At 39.6% G+C, this 16983-nt stretch carries 13 protein-coding genes and 1 CRISPR repeat array (1 of these 14 running past the window's edge); of the genes, 7 read left to right on the top strand and 6 right to left on the bottom strand.

The annotated features are described in order from the left end of the window. Positions 1-162: 162 nt before the first annotated feature. Complete coding sequence (gene murJ, locus PL9631_RS13510; RefSeq protein WP_083621080.1) at positions 163-1776, bottom strand: murein biosynthesis integral membrane protein MurJ; 1614 nt, start codon at positions 1774-1776, stop codon at positions 163-165. A gap of 71 nt (positions 1777-1847) precedes the next feature. Between murJ and sfsA the strand changes: the two genes are divergently transcribed. Further along, entirely contained in the window at positions 1848-2606 is a 759-nt protein-coding gene (gene sfsA / locus PL9631_RS13505) for a DNA/RNA nuclease SfsA (RefSeq protein ID WP_083621078.1), read from the top strand. 474 nt (positions 2607-3080) lie between these two features. Beyond that, positions 3081-3410: a CRISPR direct-repeat array (repeat unit 37 nt; unit sequence CTTTCAATTAAAATAATCCCGCTTGCGGGACTGAAAC). Between the two features lie 230 nt (positions 3411-3640). Here sfsA and PL9631_RS13500 read toward each other — a convergent pair. The 4 genes from PL9631_RS13500 to acsF all read right to left on the bottom strand — a co-directional run bounded on the left by PL9631_RS13500 (position 3641) and on the right by acsF (position 9604). Further along, entirely contained in the window at positions 3641-4582 is a 942-nt protein-coding gene (locus PL9631_RS13500) for a DUF1517 domain-containing protein (RefSeq protein WP_083621077.1), read from the bottom strand. Positions 4583-5372: 790 nt separating this feature from the next. Further along, complete coding sequence (locus tag PL9631_RS13495; RefSeq protein ID WP_331281265.1) at positions 5373-6467, bottom strand: hybrid sensor histidine kinase/response regulator; 1095 nt, start codon at positions 6465-6467, stop codon at positions 5373-5375. After that, positions 6464-8293, bottom strand: coding sequence for a PAS domain-containing sensor histidine kinase (locus PL9631_RS13490; protein WP_083621073.1), 1830 nt, complete (start codon positions 8291-8293; stop codon positions 6464-6466). The genes PL9631_RS13495 and PL9631_RS13490 overlap by 4 nt, the downstream gene beginning before the upstream one ends. A gap of 234 nt (positions 8294-8527) precedes the next feature. Further along, complete coding sequence (gene acsF / locus PL9631_RS13485; RefSeq protein ID WP_083621071.1) at positions 8528-9604, bottom strand: magnesium-protoporphyrin IX monomethyl ester (oxidative) cyclase; 1077 nt, start codon at positions 9602-9604, stop codon at positions 8528-8530. Between the two features lie 378 nt (positions 9605-9982). Between acsF and PL9631_RS13480 the strand changes: the two genes are divergently transcribed. The 5 genes from PL9631_RS13480 to PL9631_RS13460 all read left to right on the top strand — a co-directional run bounded on the left by PL9631_RS13480 (position 9983) and on the right by PL9631_RS13460 (position 14748). Next, positions 9983-11077 carry a permease gene (locus PL9631_RS13480; RefSeq protein WP_083621069.1) on the top strand — a complete coding sequence of 365 codons (1095 nt, stop codon included), beginning with the start codon at positions 9983-9985 and terminating at the stop codon, positions 11075-11077. Positions 11078-11101: 24 nt separating this feature from the next. Then, a complete protein-coding gene (locus PL9631_RS13475) occupies positions 11102-11896 on the top strand; it encodes a TIGR03943 family putative permease subunit (protein ID WP_083621068.1) in 795 nt (264 codons plus the stop codon). Positions 11897-11935: 39 nt separating this feature from the next. Then, on the top strand, positions 11936-13459 hold the full coding sequence (locus PL9631_RS13470; protein ID WP_083621066.1) for a hypothetical protein: 1524 nt from the start codon (positions 11936-11938) through the stop codon (positions 13457-13459). Positions 13460-13558: 99 nt separating this feature from the next. Further along, on the top strand, positions 13559-14572 hold the full coding sequence (locus PL9631_RS13465) for a succinate dehydrogenase/fumarate reductase iron-sulfur subunit (RefSeq protein ID WP_083621064.1): 1014 nt from the start codon (positions 13559-13561) through the stop codon (positions 14570-14572). Continuing rightward, entirely contained in the window at positions 14569-14748 is a 180-nt protein-coding gene (locus PL9631_RS13460) for a chlorophyll a/b-binding protein (protein ID WP_083621062.1), read from the top strand. The genes PL9631_RS13465 and PL9631_RS13460 overlap by 4 nt, the downstream gene beginning before the upstream one ends. 91 nt (positions 14749-14839) lie before the next feature. On the opposite strand, the gene PL9631_RS13455 is transcribed toward PL9631_RS13460, so the two are convergent. Then, positions 14840-16069 carry a molybdopterin molybdotransferase MoeA gene (locus PL9631_RS13455; RefSeq protein WP_083621060.1) on the bottom strand — a complete coding sequence of 410 codons (1230 nt, stop codon included), beginning with the start codon at positions 16067-16069 and terminating at the stop codon, positions 14840-14842. A gap of 197 nt (positions 16070-16266) precedes the next feature. Here PL9631_RS13455 and PL9631_RS13450 point away from each other — a divergent pair, with 197 nt between their 5' ends. Then, positions 16267-16983: the 5' portion of an IS701 family transposase gene (locus PL9631_RS13450; protein WP_083621207.1), read on the top strand. The gene runs 297 nt beyond the window's last position; the window shows 717 of its 1014 coding nt (coding positions 1-717); its start codon is at positions 16267-16269; its stop codon lies beyond the right edge, outside the window.

Raw genomic sequence — 16983 nt, 5'->3', positions numbered from 1 at the left:
ATTACCTATTACCTATTACCTATTACCTATTACCTATTACCTATTACCTATTACCTATTACCTATTACCTATTACCCATTACCTATTACCCATTACCTATTACCTATTACCTATTACCTATTACCTATTCCCTGTTCCCTGTTCCCTGTTCCCTGTTCCTAATTATCTTTGAAACCGTTGCCGAATTCGAGAGACTAATAAATCCACTTCCGGTAATTTGAGAAATAGAATTAATATCATAAAAACAATTAAACCGATAGTACCCGGAAGCACTAATTCCAGTAATAAAAATCCAAAATTATCACCGGGGGCTAAAATTCTTAATCCTTGTAATGTTCCCCAACTGACAAACCCAGAAATTAGACTAATAAAAGTTAATCCCAAAAACGGTAAACTCCATTCCCGCCAGGGTAAACCATTTAATTTTATATGTAATAGCCATAAAAACATCCCCATGGAAACAACATTGACTAAAACCGTTGCGAAGACTAAACCCGGTGCACCCCAAGATTTAACTAAAATAAAATCTAATACCCCATTTAAGAAAATATTAAAAATACTAACTTTAAATGGAGTCTGTCCATCTCCTAACCCATAAAATACCCTAACTAATACATCCCGTCCTAAATAAAAGAACATCCCCACGGAATAGGCAACTAAAACCGAAGCAACAAACTCCGATGCTGCTAAATTAAACGCATAACGTTCGTAAACAATTCTTACCGTGGGTAAGGCTAACGCCACCATTAATGTACTTAATGGTAACATCGTAATAGCAGTTAATATTAAAGCCTGACGAATCCGATCTTTTAATTCCGGCCATTGTTCAGGATCTCTTAAACGGGCAAATAAAGGTAAAAACGGAACCAAAATCATATTAGAAATGATTCCTAAAGGAGTTTGAACTAATAATCCAGCATAGCCCATAGCCGAGGCAGCTTGAGGAATATAAGAAGCAAAAAACAAATCCGTATAGACATTAATTTGTAACATTCCTGATGATAAAGTCGCGGGTAACATGACTATCATCACGTCTCTTAATCCCGGTATTTTAAAATTAAATCGTAGTCTTAAAGTTCCTAACCCCGATTTCCACATCGCCGGAACTTGAATAATCCATTGTAAAACCGCCCCCGCTAGGGTTGCCCAAGCCAAAACTTGACCCCCTAAAACCATATATTTAGGGCTACCTACCTCATCGCCTAAAATCCCAATTAAAACCCCTAATCCTAAAATTAAAGCCGCACTAGAAAATAACGGACTAATGGACGGTAACCAATACATATCCGCCGCATTAAGAGTTCCAAATCCAATTCCAATTAATCCCGCAAATAACGCCATTGGAGCCATAATTTTTAACTGGTCAATGGCAATATTTCGGGTGGCTATACCTTCGGGAGTTGAACTTAAACCCGGAGCCATTAAATCAATTAATGGCGTAGCAAAAATTACTAATCCTACCGTTACTACCAGTAAAACCATGCCGACTAAAGTAGAAACTGTTTCCACTAAAGCCTCGGCATCTTTGCGCTCTCTATTTGCTAAAGCACTAACAATGGCACTATGAAACGGGCCGTTAATTCCGCCTAATAAAATTAATAAAAATCCGGGGATAACATAAGCAAAATTATAGGCATCAATAGCAGGCCCCACACCAAAAGCCGCCGCCATTACCTGTTGACGGATTAAGCCAAATACTTTACTAATTAGGGTAGCCACTGCAACAATAGTGGCAATTCCTACTAATGAACGGGAGCGTTTAGGTTCTTCTGACACGGAATATCTACAGGGGTTAAAATCCAAACCCTAGTTTAATCGGAATTGACCCTTATTCAACCTAATTGCTCATGGATTCCTATTTGTATCGCTATGGGCCCCTGGAGTCAGGGGTTTTGCTCAAACGCTATAAACGATTTTTGGCCGATATTCAGTTAACCTCGGGGGAGGTCATCACCGCCCATTGTCCCAATACCGGGCCGATGACCGGGGTTTGTATCCCAGGAAACCCGGTGAGGGTGTCCTACAGCCCTAGTAAAACCCGCAAATATCCCTATACTTGGGAGTTAATTCAGTTAAATTCGGAGGTGGACTCCCTGGAAGGGTTAACCTGGACGGGAGTTAATACCGCTTTACCGAATAAAATCATTAATTTAGCTTTAACAGAAAGATTGTTTCCTGAATTGGGAAATTATAGCGAAATTAAGCCAGAAGTTCCCTATGGAATGAATTTAAAAAGTCGGGTGGATTTTCTCTTGAAAGGGGAAGATAAATCGATTTATTTGGAAGTTAAAAATACTACTTGGTCTGATGGAAAAATTGCCTTATTTCCCGATACCGTAACCGAAAGAGGACAGAAACATTTAAAGGAATTAATTGAAGTGGTAAAACAAGGCGATCGCGCAGTTATGTTATATTTTATTAATCGGGGAGACTGTACAGAATTTGCCCCCGGAGATACCGCCGACCCGGTTTATGGTCAACTGTTGAGAGAAGCAATTTTAGCCGGGGTGGAAGTATTACCCTGTCGATTTCAAGTTACCCCGGAAGGCTTTCAATATTTGGGGTTAGCAACATTCCCCCCGTTGTTGCGCTTCAGCGCATCTTAAAACATACCTAATATTACCTTTATATCAAAATTAAATGGGTTGAAGTTAAACAAATCAACCCAAAAAAAGGAGGTTTTTTTAAATCAACAGGATTATTCTGATTTCTTTGGGGTGGTTACAACTTTCCAGGTCACAAACAATAGAAAACTCAAATATCCAAATACAGCTAACCAGTCAAGAATTAGACTATCAATTATAGGTCTGTACATATTGTAAAGAATTAAAACGTTTACTTGTGTATTGGGGTCAGGGGACTTAATATAAATTGTATGATTTTCGTGAGCCTAAGCGGGGGCTAAAACCTGGGGGGTTCACGAAAAACATTAGAACCTTGACAAATCAATAGTTTATATTTTTGAGTCCGGTTAGTTATTGATAGTCTATTGCAATAACGGGAGCCCAAATGAGGCAATTTTTGAGGTTCACGAAAAGTGGCTTCAGAATCACCGCCCCATAAAGGTTTCAGACGGCAGACTTTCAATTAAAATAATCCCGCTTGCGGGACTGAAACATATCCAAGGATACTTCCCTATTTATAGACTCATTCTTTCAATTAAAATAATCCCGCTTGCGGGACTGAAACCATCATCATGGACATTACCCCTTAATTCGTGGGGATCTTTCAATTAAAATAATCCCGCTTGCGGGACTGAAACTAATAGTGTAGACATTGTAGACACCTGTTAACACTATCTTTCAATTAAAATAATCCCGCTTGCGGGACTGAAACTTTTTTATAGCCCGTTCCGTTGCAATCCGGGCAAATTCTTTCAATTAAAATAATCCCGCTTGCGGGACTGAAACTTATCGGCAACAACCAGAATGCGCTGAAGCGCAACAACATTATTAATAAAATCATTGATAATTTTTATATAGCAGTCGCGCCTGGTAATTAGGACATAGACTGATGTAGCAAACCTAAACAGAGAAATCTTTTCCTGCGGTGTTCCCTGTTCCCTGCTATAGCAATCCGCGCCGAGGTTGTAATCATTTAAAAATGATCATTAAAAAGGTGGCATAAGCCACCCTAAAGATTAAACTAAGCTTAAATCGGGATAATATGCCAACATATCATCAGTGCTGAGAGTATCTCCACTGGCTTGAGGTGTCCAGAGAATTTCTACAGCTAATAATTGTTCACTCCCAACCGAACCTAAACGACTTAATGCTTGACGTAAAGTTTCAGGACTATTCACTTTAGGAAGTTCAATTTTTCCTAAAGTTCCAACTACCAACGTCACCACAATATATTCGTTTTCCGTTGCGGTTAAATCTCCCATTTGACTAACTAAAGTTGCATTATTTCCAGTTAAGGAAGGAGCAATTCCACCAATTAACTGATTATTAACATTAGACAGGGTTTCTTCAGTAAATTTACTGCGTTCGGCTAAGGCCCATTGATTAAATTTTGCCTCGGCGGAATTCATGGCCGTTTGTTCCGACTGCGAAGACCCATAGGCCCAATATTCAGGATGGCGTAACAAGGCTAAGGTGGCTTCCTGTAAGACCTGGGCGCGACCCGCGGCCGAACCCGTATCGGCAGTTTGGGCCATGCGATCTAAATCCCCCTGTAAATTCCGGGCTTGGGCCAGTAACCCCACTTGCAAACGGGCGACAGAAACCGTCGGGTTACTGCTGTATCCCAGTTCATCCTGTCCCTGTCCCTGTCCCATGACTGAGCGAATACTGTTGAAAATGAACCCAGCGACGGCCATAAAAATTAGCAGGGAAAATAACCCGCCCCCACCAAACCCAAAGAAGGGGATGAGGAAGGGAAATCCAAAACCGCCACCGCCGTAATAACCGCCCCCAGAACGTCCAGGACTGGGACTATAGCTACGACTGGGAGAGGATCTAAAGGAACCACCTCCAATGCGTCCGCCACTTCTGGCGGCTAATACACCATCAACTTGACCGAAAAATAAAACCGCAGCTAGGCTAAAAATAGCTAAGGGTTTTAACAATTTTTTAAACATAAATTACATCTTATTTTTTTGAGGACATAGAAACTGGAAAATTCACGAGAGCAAGACAACAGAGGCTATGTTGATTCCGGTTTACGGATTTCCTCACCCCCTTTGATGGTGGGAGTTTTTCAGGGATTTTATCTATACTCTGATATCCTCCTAGCCATGAAGGGACGGGGATTCCATCTGCTTCAACAAATCAGGGTTACAGATGTTGGATTGCTGGGTAATTCCCTGGAACAAACTACCTTGAGATTACCAATTTTGCCTAAATATATTTTATCTCCTTTTTATTGTATGTGAAATCGAGCGTCTGGGGGAGGAACACCTTTGAGTTAACCGCAGCAGAGTATTTATCCGAAAGGGTAGAAAAATTTCGCGATCGCTGCTATCATGAGAAATAACTGATAACTGATAACTGATCTAGCCACGGTTGCTAAACACTAGCGACTGTGGCTTTCTTTGTTGGGATCAACCTTCAAAATCCACTCCCATGATTTCATCCTTTCAAGTGACCACCATTAACAAACCTAAAGAGGCTGAACAGCTTAGGAAATTTTTCCCCGGTGTTTTGACTTCCAGGACTCCGCTCAGTATCTCGATTGTCTGGAATTAGAAAACTTGCGGAGCATTGAACAACATCGAGCCCTAGCCGGAGGATTTCTTTGATTTTTGTGCGCCGAGGCGGTTGGCGAGAGTTTCGGATTGATATTCGAGAACTTGCTCCTCAAAATTCCGGTGTTCCGGTGTTCCCTCCCTATCCATAAAACTAATTTCAGGATTTCATATTACGTTATTTTTAATCAGGAATAACCGATAAAAAAACCTTGACAATCGTGGTTTTCCCTGGGGTACTTTCAATGTTTATCTCTCCTTGATAAAGCTGAACTAGACGCTTGACCAGAATCAATCCTAGTCCAGAGCCTTGTTGTTCATAAATATCCCGTTCAAATTGCTGATATGCTCCTATTTTAGAAATTTGTTCTGCGGTCATTCCGCGTCCTGAGTTAATAAATTCCAGACAATAACCATTCATAACTTTATGACCTTTGATATGAATTGGATCACCAATATCAGAGAATTTAACTGCATTGTCGATTAATTCTTCTATGATTTTATTAAAAATTTCTTCGGGAATATTCAGGGGTGATTTTTCTATTTCAAAACAAAATTTATGATTATTTTCTCGGATTTTATTGGCAATCACACCTTGAATTAAAACTTCAGGATTTGAGATAATTCCTTTAGGAAAATATTTAATTCGTTGTGAATCTCGACTTAATAATTCTAAATCGGCATAGAGGAGAAAATTACAAGTTAGTCGATATAAGCGAGTTGCAGAAATACTAATATTTTCCAACATCTCTTGAATTTCATCCGGTGACATTTCCTGAAAATCTGACATTAACAGTTGTGTTGTCCCGATAATTCCATTCAACGGTGTTCTTAATTCATGGGGTAGAGATAGGGTAATATTATTACGCAACTCATTCAATCGTTGTTGGGTTTTGTGTTCAAAGGTTTGATGTTTTTGAATCCGACTGCGAATAGCGGCTAATAAATGTTGACGGCTAAAGGGTTTGGTTAAATAATCATCGGCCCCTAAATTCATGCCCTGCCTTAAGTCATCTGGGGTTGATTTAGCGGTTAAAAAAATAAAAGGAATCGTTGCTGTAGCTTGATAATTTCTTATTTCTTCTAACACTTGATACCCGTCTAATTGGGGCATCATTACATCACAAATAATTAAATCCGGTAGAATTTCTTTAGCCAGTTTGACGCCGATTTTTCCATCTTCTGCACTAATGGCTAAAAATTCTTCAGCTTCGAGAATATCTAAAATAATAGATCGAACATTTAGATCATCTTCAATCACTAATATCTTTTTCATCATTGATGCTCTCCCGTTGATAAGGGAAAAATAACAGTTACTATTGTCCCTGAGTTAATTTTACTCTGGACTTGAATTATCCCTCCTTGAATCTCCACGGATTTTTTGACAATGGTTAACCCTAATCCCGTTCCAGGAATCACCCCCACATTTTTAGCCCGATGGAAGGGTTCAAATAAATGTTGCTGGTCTTCTTCGGGAATACCTATGCCTTCATCTTTTAGGCTTAAAATCACTTGATTTTGATTATAATTTAATTTTAATTCTATATTCCCCTCTTGCGGAGAGTATTTAATCGCATTACTAATTAAGTTATATAAAATATGCCGTAATAGTCTTTCATCTAAATAAACTTGAGTTGGCAATTTGGAGCTATCTAAAACCTGATGTTCAGGGGGAATAAAATGTAAGCGTTGTTTCTGTTTTATTCCAATTTGCATTTCTTGAATTATCCCATAACAAAAATTTTCTAAATTGATTAAACTGGGTTTAAATGGAATTTTTTGAGCTTCGCCTTGACCAATTATTAATACCTGATTTAATAGCTCTGTCAGATGATTAACTGTGGTTTGAATTCGTTGTAAATAGTTTAATTTCTTTTCTGCGTCCCATTTATGACCATAATATTCTAAGGCTTCTGCTGATGCTAAAATAGTCGTTAAAGGCGTGCGAAATTCGTGGGAAATCATGGATACAAACCGAGATTTAAGCTGATTTAATTCCTTCTCTTGGTCTAGGGCTTTTTTGATTTCTGCTTCAGAATATTTGCGTTGAGTAATATCTTTTACATCTCCTTCATAAGCAATTATTTTTCCTTTTGAATCTCTAATCACTCTAGCATTTTCAGAAATCCAAATAATACTCCCATCACAGCGATAAACCTGAGATTCAAATTCTAAAACTGTTCCTTGTTCATTCATTAGACAAACAAATTCTTCTCGACGTTCGGGGTTAACATAAATTTGCTCAGGTATAGAAGAAAGATTTTGAATTAAATCTTCTGGGGATGAATAACCATAGATTCTTGCCAGGGCTGGATTTGCACTAATAAAACGTCCATCGGGAGTGGACTGAAATAACCCCTCTAGGGAATTTTCAAAAATGCTGCGATATTTGGCTTCTGTCACCGCTAGTTGTTCATAGGCTTCCTCTAATTTCTGTCGCGAGTTAAACCAAGTTCGTTGTAAGTTTTCATAAAGATAAACAGACAGGTTACAAATTAAACAAGTCCAGAATAAAAATAATAATAACATTAAAGAATCGTGGCTGGAAGGAATAATTTTATGATTGAATAATTTATTGATGCCAAAGTAATAACCTAAGATGATTAATTGTGATGTAAAATGCCACATTAACCGCACCGGAATTAATGTGGCTTGACTGACAAAGGTTAACACCCAACCAAATAAATCTGGCTTGACATTTCCATGCACCGTTTGAATAATTTGTTTACTCAGTTGGAGGGAAATTCCCAACCCTAAAAATAGCCAGCTTAGATGTTGATATCCCCAAGAGGTTTTTAATAATCTTAAACAAATTAATAATCCTAAAGAAGCGAAGATTTGTAAATACAAATTTTGATCGAAAAAAGGTTCCTTCCAAAGAAAAAAACGCAAAAAATTAATAAAAATTGCACTAAAATAAATACATATTCCTACTAAAAATGCAAGCTGTAACCGCACCAGCAGGAAATGATGTACCCATCGTTCATAGGACAAGTGGTTAAGATTAGTTTCATATTCAGGAAAAACATTAACAGATTTTAAATACTTAAAAAGACCTTGAATAATCCCTATACGGGTAAGTTGATTCCTAACTGCTTCAAACATTTATGAATCGGGGGTTAATTGCTATAACATAACAGAGAATAGGGGAAAAAGACTCCACCCTCAAAATAATCAGACAGGACTTACGCAAAACAACCATATCTAGTAGGGGCGAACGGCCGTTCGCCCCTACAGATGGTGTATAATTGGGTATTCTGCGTCAGTCCTATCAGATAAAAAAAAGAGGTTCTGTGTTTACAGAACCGCCTCCGCTTAATTTAGATTTGAGAGTGACTCTTAATAAACAGCACCTTGAGACGCGCTCAGATCAATGGGTTTCATGAAGTACAGTTTAATTAACTGCCATCCGTTAGACAGATAATAGGGCAGTTTTTTGAACAACTGAACGAATTTAGGACTGCCAGAATTGGTGATCGCCGTCAACTGTTGGTTATTCTTCACGCAAACATCCAATCGGTTATAAAACTCAGGATTATTTACATCCAGCATCACAGGGAAAACACGACCTGCGTTTTGATTGGTTTTTTCAATGACGTGAATGTCATAATCCCGCGCATTTAAACCCAAACAAGCGTAAAAGTCCGCCCGTTGTAAATCGTTTAAATACATCGTTGCAAACACAGATAATAGGAAGAAACGACACCAGAGTTTCGCCTTCCAATCATTTAGCATTTGGGGTTGAGACTGCATGATGGCATCAAAGAAATCGCCATGACGGTTCTCGTCCTGACACCAATTTTCAAAGAAACGGAAAATTGGGTAAATCCGGTTTTCAGGATTCGCTTCTAAATGGCGATAAATCGTGATGTAGCGCCAATACCCAATTTTTTCCGACAAATAGGTGGCGTAAAAAATGAATTTGGGTTTAAAAAACGTATATTGATGGTTTTTGGTCAAAAATCCCAAATCTAAGGAGAGGTTAAAATCTGACATCGCTTTATTCAGAAAACCCGCATGACGAGCTTCATCGCGAGACATCAATTCAAAACACTCTGCCAAAACCGGGCTTTTTCCCTTGAGACGACGGCTGAGTTCTTTATAGAGCAGGAAACCTGAAAATTCGGCGGTGCAGGAACGCTCTAAAAATTCGATGAACAAACCACGGGTATTTCCATCAATATGATCCCAGGATTGGTCAAATTGTGCATCTCGGACAAAGTGATGGCGGTTGTAGTCTACACGAAACTCTTCCAAAATGGCTAAGAGTTCTTCCTCATTGACGGAGATGTCCATTTTCTCCATTTCCTCAAAATCCGTCGTATAGAAACGAGGAGTGAGAATGGTTTCTTTCGCTGGGCTTTTTACCCCAGGTCGGATTTCGTCAAAAGCGGGTTTTTTCAGGGAATCTACCATGTCTGTTGGATCTCTTTCTTATCGCGTTGTGTCTTAAAGTTAGGAGTTCACGGGACATTTCGCCCGTCACCCCGCTTGAGGTTAGGCTGAATTTATGAATGAGTTAAAATTGCCATGCAATATAGTCTAACAACCTCTATACCCAAACAAGAGATGATTAATATTAAGAATTGCAACAAAGTCAGCGATTGATTGACAATTGACCGTAAGCGGTTTACCCAAGTTCTATCCGATAGCCGTACTTTTAATCCCTTCTGGCAATCGAGGCCTAAGATCTGCTAAGTTGGATAGGGAATCTAGTCAGTAAATCGCTCAACTTCCATCGTCTCAATGATCCCCTGGATCACAGAATTGTTTTGTCCTTCCCCTAGGTAACGGATGCCAGCAACATTCATCCATCAATTTAGTAGTGGTTTTACCCTATTTCTCAGCTTACTGGTAGAAGCGATCCCCTTTCTGATGTTAGGGGTTTTGTTTTCCAGTGTGCTGTTGTGGTTTGTCGATGAACAGAAACTTTTGTCTTATATTCCCCCCCATCCCCTGTTAGGGGCATTTGCTGGGAGTTTGGTTGGGTTTCTGTTTCCAGTGTGTGAATGTGGGAACGTTCCGGTAGCCCGGCGCTTAATTTTGCAGGGAGTTCCCTCATCTGTGGCCATTGGGTTTTTATTTGCCGCCCCCACTATTAATCCGATCGTGATCTGGTCAACCTGGGTCGCCTTCCGAGATCAGCCAGAAATCGTGGTTTTAAGGGTTTTATTTTCCTTAACCATTGCTACAACTTTAGGCTGGTTATTTGGTGTGCAGAAGGACTTAAGACCCCTAGTTCAACCTGCGATCGCCCGAGCTTTACCCATTGCTGACCTAGTTGAACCCCCACCCTCGGATATATTGGTTTCTCCCCTACTCCAGTCGGGAACCTATTTTTTAGGGGAGTCAGCCCAACCCACTCGCCTAGAGTCTATTCCCGCATGGAAAACTCAAAACCTGCTGAAAACCCGTCAAAAAGCATCTGTTGGTGTTAAACCTTCCCTTCCCCATTGGAAAACAATATTCTTGACCCCGACCCCAGAACGTTGGGGTTCAATGTTAGAAAATATGGTGCAGGAATTTCGAGAATTGGGGGGAGTGTTAGTCCTAGGAAGTTTTATCGCTGCTGTGATCCAAGTTGCAGTTCCCCGGGAATTTATTCTAAATTTAGGTCAAAGTCCTGTGACGTCGATTCTGGCGATGTTATTGTTAGCGGGAGTTGTTTCTATTTGTTCAACGGTTGATTCCTTTTTTGCCCTGTCTTTTTCCTCTGCATTTACGAGTGGCTCGCTGTTAGCATTTTTAGTATTTGGGCCGATGATTGATATTAAAACCGTGGGATTAATGTTATCGGTTTTTAAGGCTCGGGCGGTTTTTTATCTGGTGATTCTTGCCTTTCAGTTAACCTTTTTATTCACCCTGATTGTTAACTTAAATTTCAGTTAATTTGGCTTTGGAGTTCCACCCAATATGACTCATCTGACTCAACGACTAACCCGCTTCTACAATAGATTTTCCTCAGGTTTAGAAAACCCTTGGTTAGATGTAGTTGCCCTGTTCGTTTGGGGGATTTTATTATTAAAATATTGGATTAGTGGAAAACTCTATATTCTGATCCATCCTAACTATTTTGGTTTGTCGATCGCAGCAGGTATTATACTACTTATTTTAGGAGGATTAAAAGCTAAACAAATTATTCAACAAAGCTTAGTCAGTTCTTCACCTTCGGTACAACATATCAGCTTATTTCCTAAGGGCTGGGGTAGTTTATTATTAATCATAACCGCCTGTTTGGGATTATTTATTACTCCCCAAACCTTCGGGGCGCAAACGGCATTACAACGAGGTTTAACTGAATCTTTACCCATAACTCGCGCTCAACCCCAAGAGTTTAGGACGGCGGTTAAGCCGGAAAATCGCTCTTTAGTTGAATGGATTCGATTACTCAATCTTAATCCTGAACCGGATAGTTATACAGGTCAAAAGGCAAAAATCACCGGGTTTGTGATCCATCCTCCAGATTTATCTAACAATTATATTTGGTTAGGAAGATTTATTCTCACCTGTTGTGCGGCAGACGCTTATCCCGTGGGGATTCCGGTTTTACTTCCCGAAGGCAAATCGCGAGAATTATATCCTCAAGATTCTTGGTTAGATATTGAAGGCACAATGTTTACAGAAACCTTTAATAACCAACGGAAATTAACCTTAAAATCTCAAACTGTTAAAGCCATTCTCCCGCCCAAAAATCCCTACGATTATTAAACTGTAGTAAGCCATTCAGGGCTGATTATACTCAATCCTATGAACAATACTTTCTCAAAGTTTAAACAATTAAAATGGGTTGAACCCTTAGATAAAGCCGCTTGGGTTTTAATTATATTTTTAACCTTCTTAATTGGAATGGTTTTATTAACAGGCGATCGCACCACCCCCCAAGTCAAAGAATTTAGTTGGCAAAACAAACAAATTGGGGCAGAAGATATGGGATTTTTAATTAATTTTAATCGTCCCATGAATCGAGAAAGTGTAGAAAAAAACTTTCAAATCGAGCCACCTTTACCTGGTAAAATTAGTTGGGCAGGACGACGGATGGCCTATACCCTATCGGAACCCGTACCCTATGGAACCCCCTTCAGTGTGCAGCTAAAAGGGGCTAGAGATCATTTATATGGTGATAAACAAGGAACATTAATTCAACCCTTTACTGGCTTTTTTAGAAGTCGCGATCGTGGCTTTGCTTATATTGGAGTGCAGGGAAATCAAGAAGGAAAATTAGTTTTAGTCAATCTGAGTGAAAACGAACCTAAACCCATTATTTTAACGCCTGAAGATTTAGTTATTTTAGATTTTAAAATCTATCCTAAAGGGGATAAAATTCTTTTTTCTGCTATTAATAAAATCGAACAAAAACCAGGAACAATTTCTCCAGAATTATATACAGTTACAACCGGAATTAATCCTCAATCTCCTGGGGAAAATCCCCTACCCTCCCAATCCGCAGCCAAAATTGAAAAGATTTTAGATGCTAAATATTATCGAAATTTAAAATTTGATTTATCCCCAAACGGTAAAATTATTGTCGTTCAACGAGTCAGTCAAACAAATCCCAATGATGCCAGTCCTTGGTTAATTGAAAATGGAAAATCTCCTAAACCCTTAAATATACAAGGAGGAGACTTCTTAATTGCCCCGGATAGTCAATCTCTTGTGATTGCTCAAGGGCCAGATTTAACAACCATTATACCCTTAATACCTAATGCTGAACCCCTAGAATTTTTACCAAAATTTGGTCGAGTTTTAGGATTTGCTGGTGATGGTAGTGCGGCGGCAATGTTAAAATTTAATCCCGATGGAACCCGATCGCTATTTGTTGTCAATAACCAAGGACAAGAACAAGAACTTTACCGTACACCGCCGTTTGGGAATATCATCAGTGCTGAATTTGATCCCAGTAATAGCCTTTTATATTGTTTAATTACTGAGGTTTTAGATAATCCAGAAATCTATAAAGAACAACCCTATATTGTAGCAATTGATATCAAAACAAAACAAGTTGTTCCCTTCGTCATTTTACCTAACCAACAAGAAATTAATATCAGTTTGTCTCCCGATGGATTAGCCTTACTTTTTGATCAAACTGTTATTAGCCTAGGGGAATCTGATGATTCTAATCCATCTACAAAAACTCAAGGAGGAGATAGAATTAAAACCAGTCGTATCTGGATTTTACCCTTAATGATAGATACACCAACAGATGGTTCCAAACCTCAAGTTAAACCTGAAGAATTACCCTTTTTTGGATTTAATCCCCAATGGCTACCCTAAAATAGTAGTAAGCCCTAAAGGGCTAAGAGGTAGTAAGCCCTTTAGGGCTAAGAGAGTCCTAAAGGACTCACTACGAAATTAACTAATCACTGTAAAAATATGAGAGTTAAGTTTAATATTGTCCGCCAAAGTCCTAATAGCTCAAGGGAGGTGCAAAGTTATCTCCTCGATGTCGAACCAGGGAATACTATATTAGACTGTCTTAACCGAATTAAATGGGAACAAGACGGGAGTTTAGCCTTTAGAAAAAACTGTCGTAATACCATTTGTGGCAGTTGTTCCATGGGAATTAATGGCCGTTCTGCGTTAGCTTGTAAGGAAAATATTGGCAGTGAAGTCGCCCGTTTACAAAAAATTGCCGAGGCGAACTCCAGTCAAACCCCCTCAAACGATATCCCAGAAATGACCATTGCCCCCATGGGAAATTTACCCGTGATCAAAGATTTGGTGGTGGATATGAGCCGTTTTTGGGATAACTTGCAAGCGGTTGAACCCTATATCAGTACCGCCGGACGGGCTATTCCTGAACGGGAATTTCTGCAAACCCCCGAAGAACGGGCACAACTTGAGCAAATGGGTAACTGTATCCTCTGTGGAGCTTGTTACTCCGAGTGCAACGCCGTAGAGGTTAACCCCGATTTTGTCGGGCCCCACGCCTTAGCCAAAGCGCAACGGATGGTAGGAGATTCCCGGGATGCCAAAACCGAACAACGCCTGGAACAGTATAGTGAAGGAACCAATGGGGTTTGGGGCTGTACCCGTTGCTTTAACTGTAACTCCGTTTGTCCGATGGAGGTCGCCCCAATGGATCAGATTACTAAAATTAAACATGAAATCCTAGAACGCAAAGATGCCAGCGCCAGCCGTCCCATCCGCCACCGCAAGGTTTTAGTGGAATTGGTAAAACAGGGAGGTTGGGTAGATGAACGCAAATTTGCTGTAATGGTAGTGGGGAATTATTTCCGTGATCTTAAGGGGTTACTCAGTTTAGGGCCCGTGGGAATGCGGGTGCTCATGCGGGGTAAGTTCCCCTTAACTTTTGAACCCTCTGAAGGGACAAAAACCGTGCGATCGCTCATTCAATCAATTCAAGACTTAGAAAAACAACCATGACTTCTCAAACACCTTCCACTCCAGCCCAAACCAACCCCCAACCCGAACCCGCCATGGGTTGGACTCGTTACGCCGAACAAATTAACGGCCGTTTTGCCATGTTGGGATTTGTTCTATTAATTGTATTAGAATTTTTTACCCATCAAGATTTATTCACTTGGTTGGGTTTACGTTAGGTTTGGTAGAGGCGTTATTTATAACGTCTCTACATATATTAATAGTCGCATATTTGAAATAATTCTTTTTATTGTAAACCTATAAATCAAATCAACGAACTTTTAATACCTTAATAGTATCCCCCGGATTAATTTGAGATTGACCTATTGGTAAAACCGCTAACCCGGTTGTTTGTGCCAAATTAATTAAATTGCCAGAAATTTGACTTCCATGTGCTAATTGAAATTCATATTCCCCATCGACTAACCATAATTGACCCCAAACATAAATTTCCCGTTTTCCTCCTCCTTTTAACTCTTGACGCGATCGCGCCTTCACAAATTCCGGCCCCCAAAACTGAGATAATAACCCTGATTGTTTTTTAATCGCAGGTTGGACAAACCGCCAAAACGTTACTAAAGCAGAAACAGGATTACCGGGTAAACCAAAATATAAACAATTGGGAAACTTGGCAACAGTTAAAGGTTTTCCCGGTTTAATTGCCACCGATTGGATATGAATAGTTCCGCCTAATTCCGTTAAAATTTCCTCAACATAATCATAATCCCCCACAGAAACCCCCCCGGTTGAGATCACAATATCGGCTGTTTCTATCGCTTGAGAAATGGCTTTTTTTAACACATTTACTTGGTCAGGAATCACCCCCAATTCCATAGCTTCCGCCCCTAAAGTCCTTACCGCCGTTGCTAAAGCATACTGATTAGAGTCTACTAATTGTCCCCGTTTTAAAGGGGTATCGGGTGTAACTAATTCATCCCCCGTTGATAATAACGCCACTCGTAACCGTCGATAAACCGGAACCTGAGTACACTGTGCCGCCGCTAACACCGCAATCTCCGCAGCATCCAGAGGAATGCCCGGAGTAAGCAGGGGTTCTCCAGCTTTATAATATGATCCTTGATGTCGAATAAAAGCCTGGGGTTGGGGAGCAGATAAAATTTTAACCTGATTTCCGTCCCGTTTTGTTTCCTCCTGAATCACAATAGTATCCGCACCTTTGGGAATACAAGAACCTGTAAAAATTCGAGCCGCTTGTCCCATTTCAATGGTAGATTGAGGTGCAGATCCAGCCGGAATTTCTTCAATGATTTCTAATAATTTAGGATTGTCTATTGAAGCATCAGCAACATCTTGATATCGGACTGCATATCCATCCATTGCCGAATTATCCCAATGGGGAAAATCCAAAGAACTTACTACGGATTTTGCTAAAATTCGACCAGCAACTTGAGTTATTTCCACCTTTTCTTGATCAATTTCACCATCCAAAGGTTGGACTAAATTTAATATAATTGATTCTGCTTGTTCTACAGGTAACATGATTGTTTTTATAGGATTGACTATAGATGAGCTTTAGGATAGTAAAATTGGAATCATGCTTAATCTTAAATTATCCAGGACTTACGCAGTGACGCTATATGTAGCGTACTAAGGAGTTAGCGATCGCTGGCCCAAAAGAAATCTCGAAACGGATAATAATGAATGTTAAAATGGCATCAGAATTCATGCCTAAAAATATGAGCATTAATTATCTAGACTATTGCCAATATCTCCTGAGTAGCCAAATCAACTATACTCTAACTAACTTTGCTGCACATATTCAAGAGTTTAGCCATGATACAATTAATCGTTACTTGAATTCAGAAAACTTAACACCCGAAGTGATTTGGGAAAAAGTGCATTCAGAACTTCAGAGCCATCCCGAAGCTTGTTTAGTTTTTGATGATACGGTACTCGACAAAAGATTTTCCTCGAAAATTGAACTTGTCCGCCGTCAATATAGCGGCAATGAACATCGAGTGATTCGAGGAATTGGTTTAATAAGCTGTATTTATGTAAATCCTGAAACCGGATCCTATTCAGTGATTGATTATCGAATTTACGATCCAGATGGGGATGGTCACACCAAGCTAGATCATGTAGCAGATATGCTGAATGATGTCGTCTTTAAAAAAAAGATTCCTGTAGCGAAAGTGCTTATGGATAGTTGGTACGCAGCCCAAAAGCTAATGGCTTTGATTGATAATTTAGGGAAAATTTATTATGTTCCGCTCAAAAAAAACCGGCTGGTTGATGATACAGGAGGTCAAAAAAAATATCAGCCTATTGAACAGTTAATTTGGTCTGAAATTGAAGAAAAACAGGGAAAGCTAATCAAAATAAATAAATTCCCCTCATATAAAAAGGTCAAACTATTTCGGGTGACTGTTTCTGCCAACAGAACGGAATATGTA

The organism is Planktothrix paucivesiculata PCC 9631 (assembly GCF_900009265.2).
Lineage (GTDB): Bacteria > Cyanobacteriota > Cyanobacteriia > Cyanobacteriales > Microcoleaceae > Planktothrix > Planktothrix paucivesiculata.
This window is presented reverse-complemented; position numbering and strand designations above follow the sequence as displayed.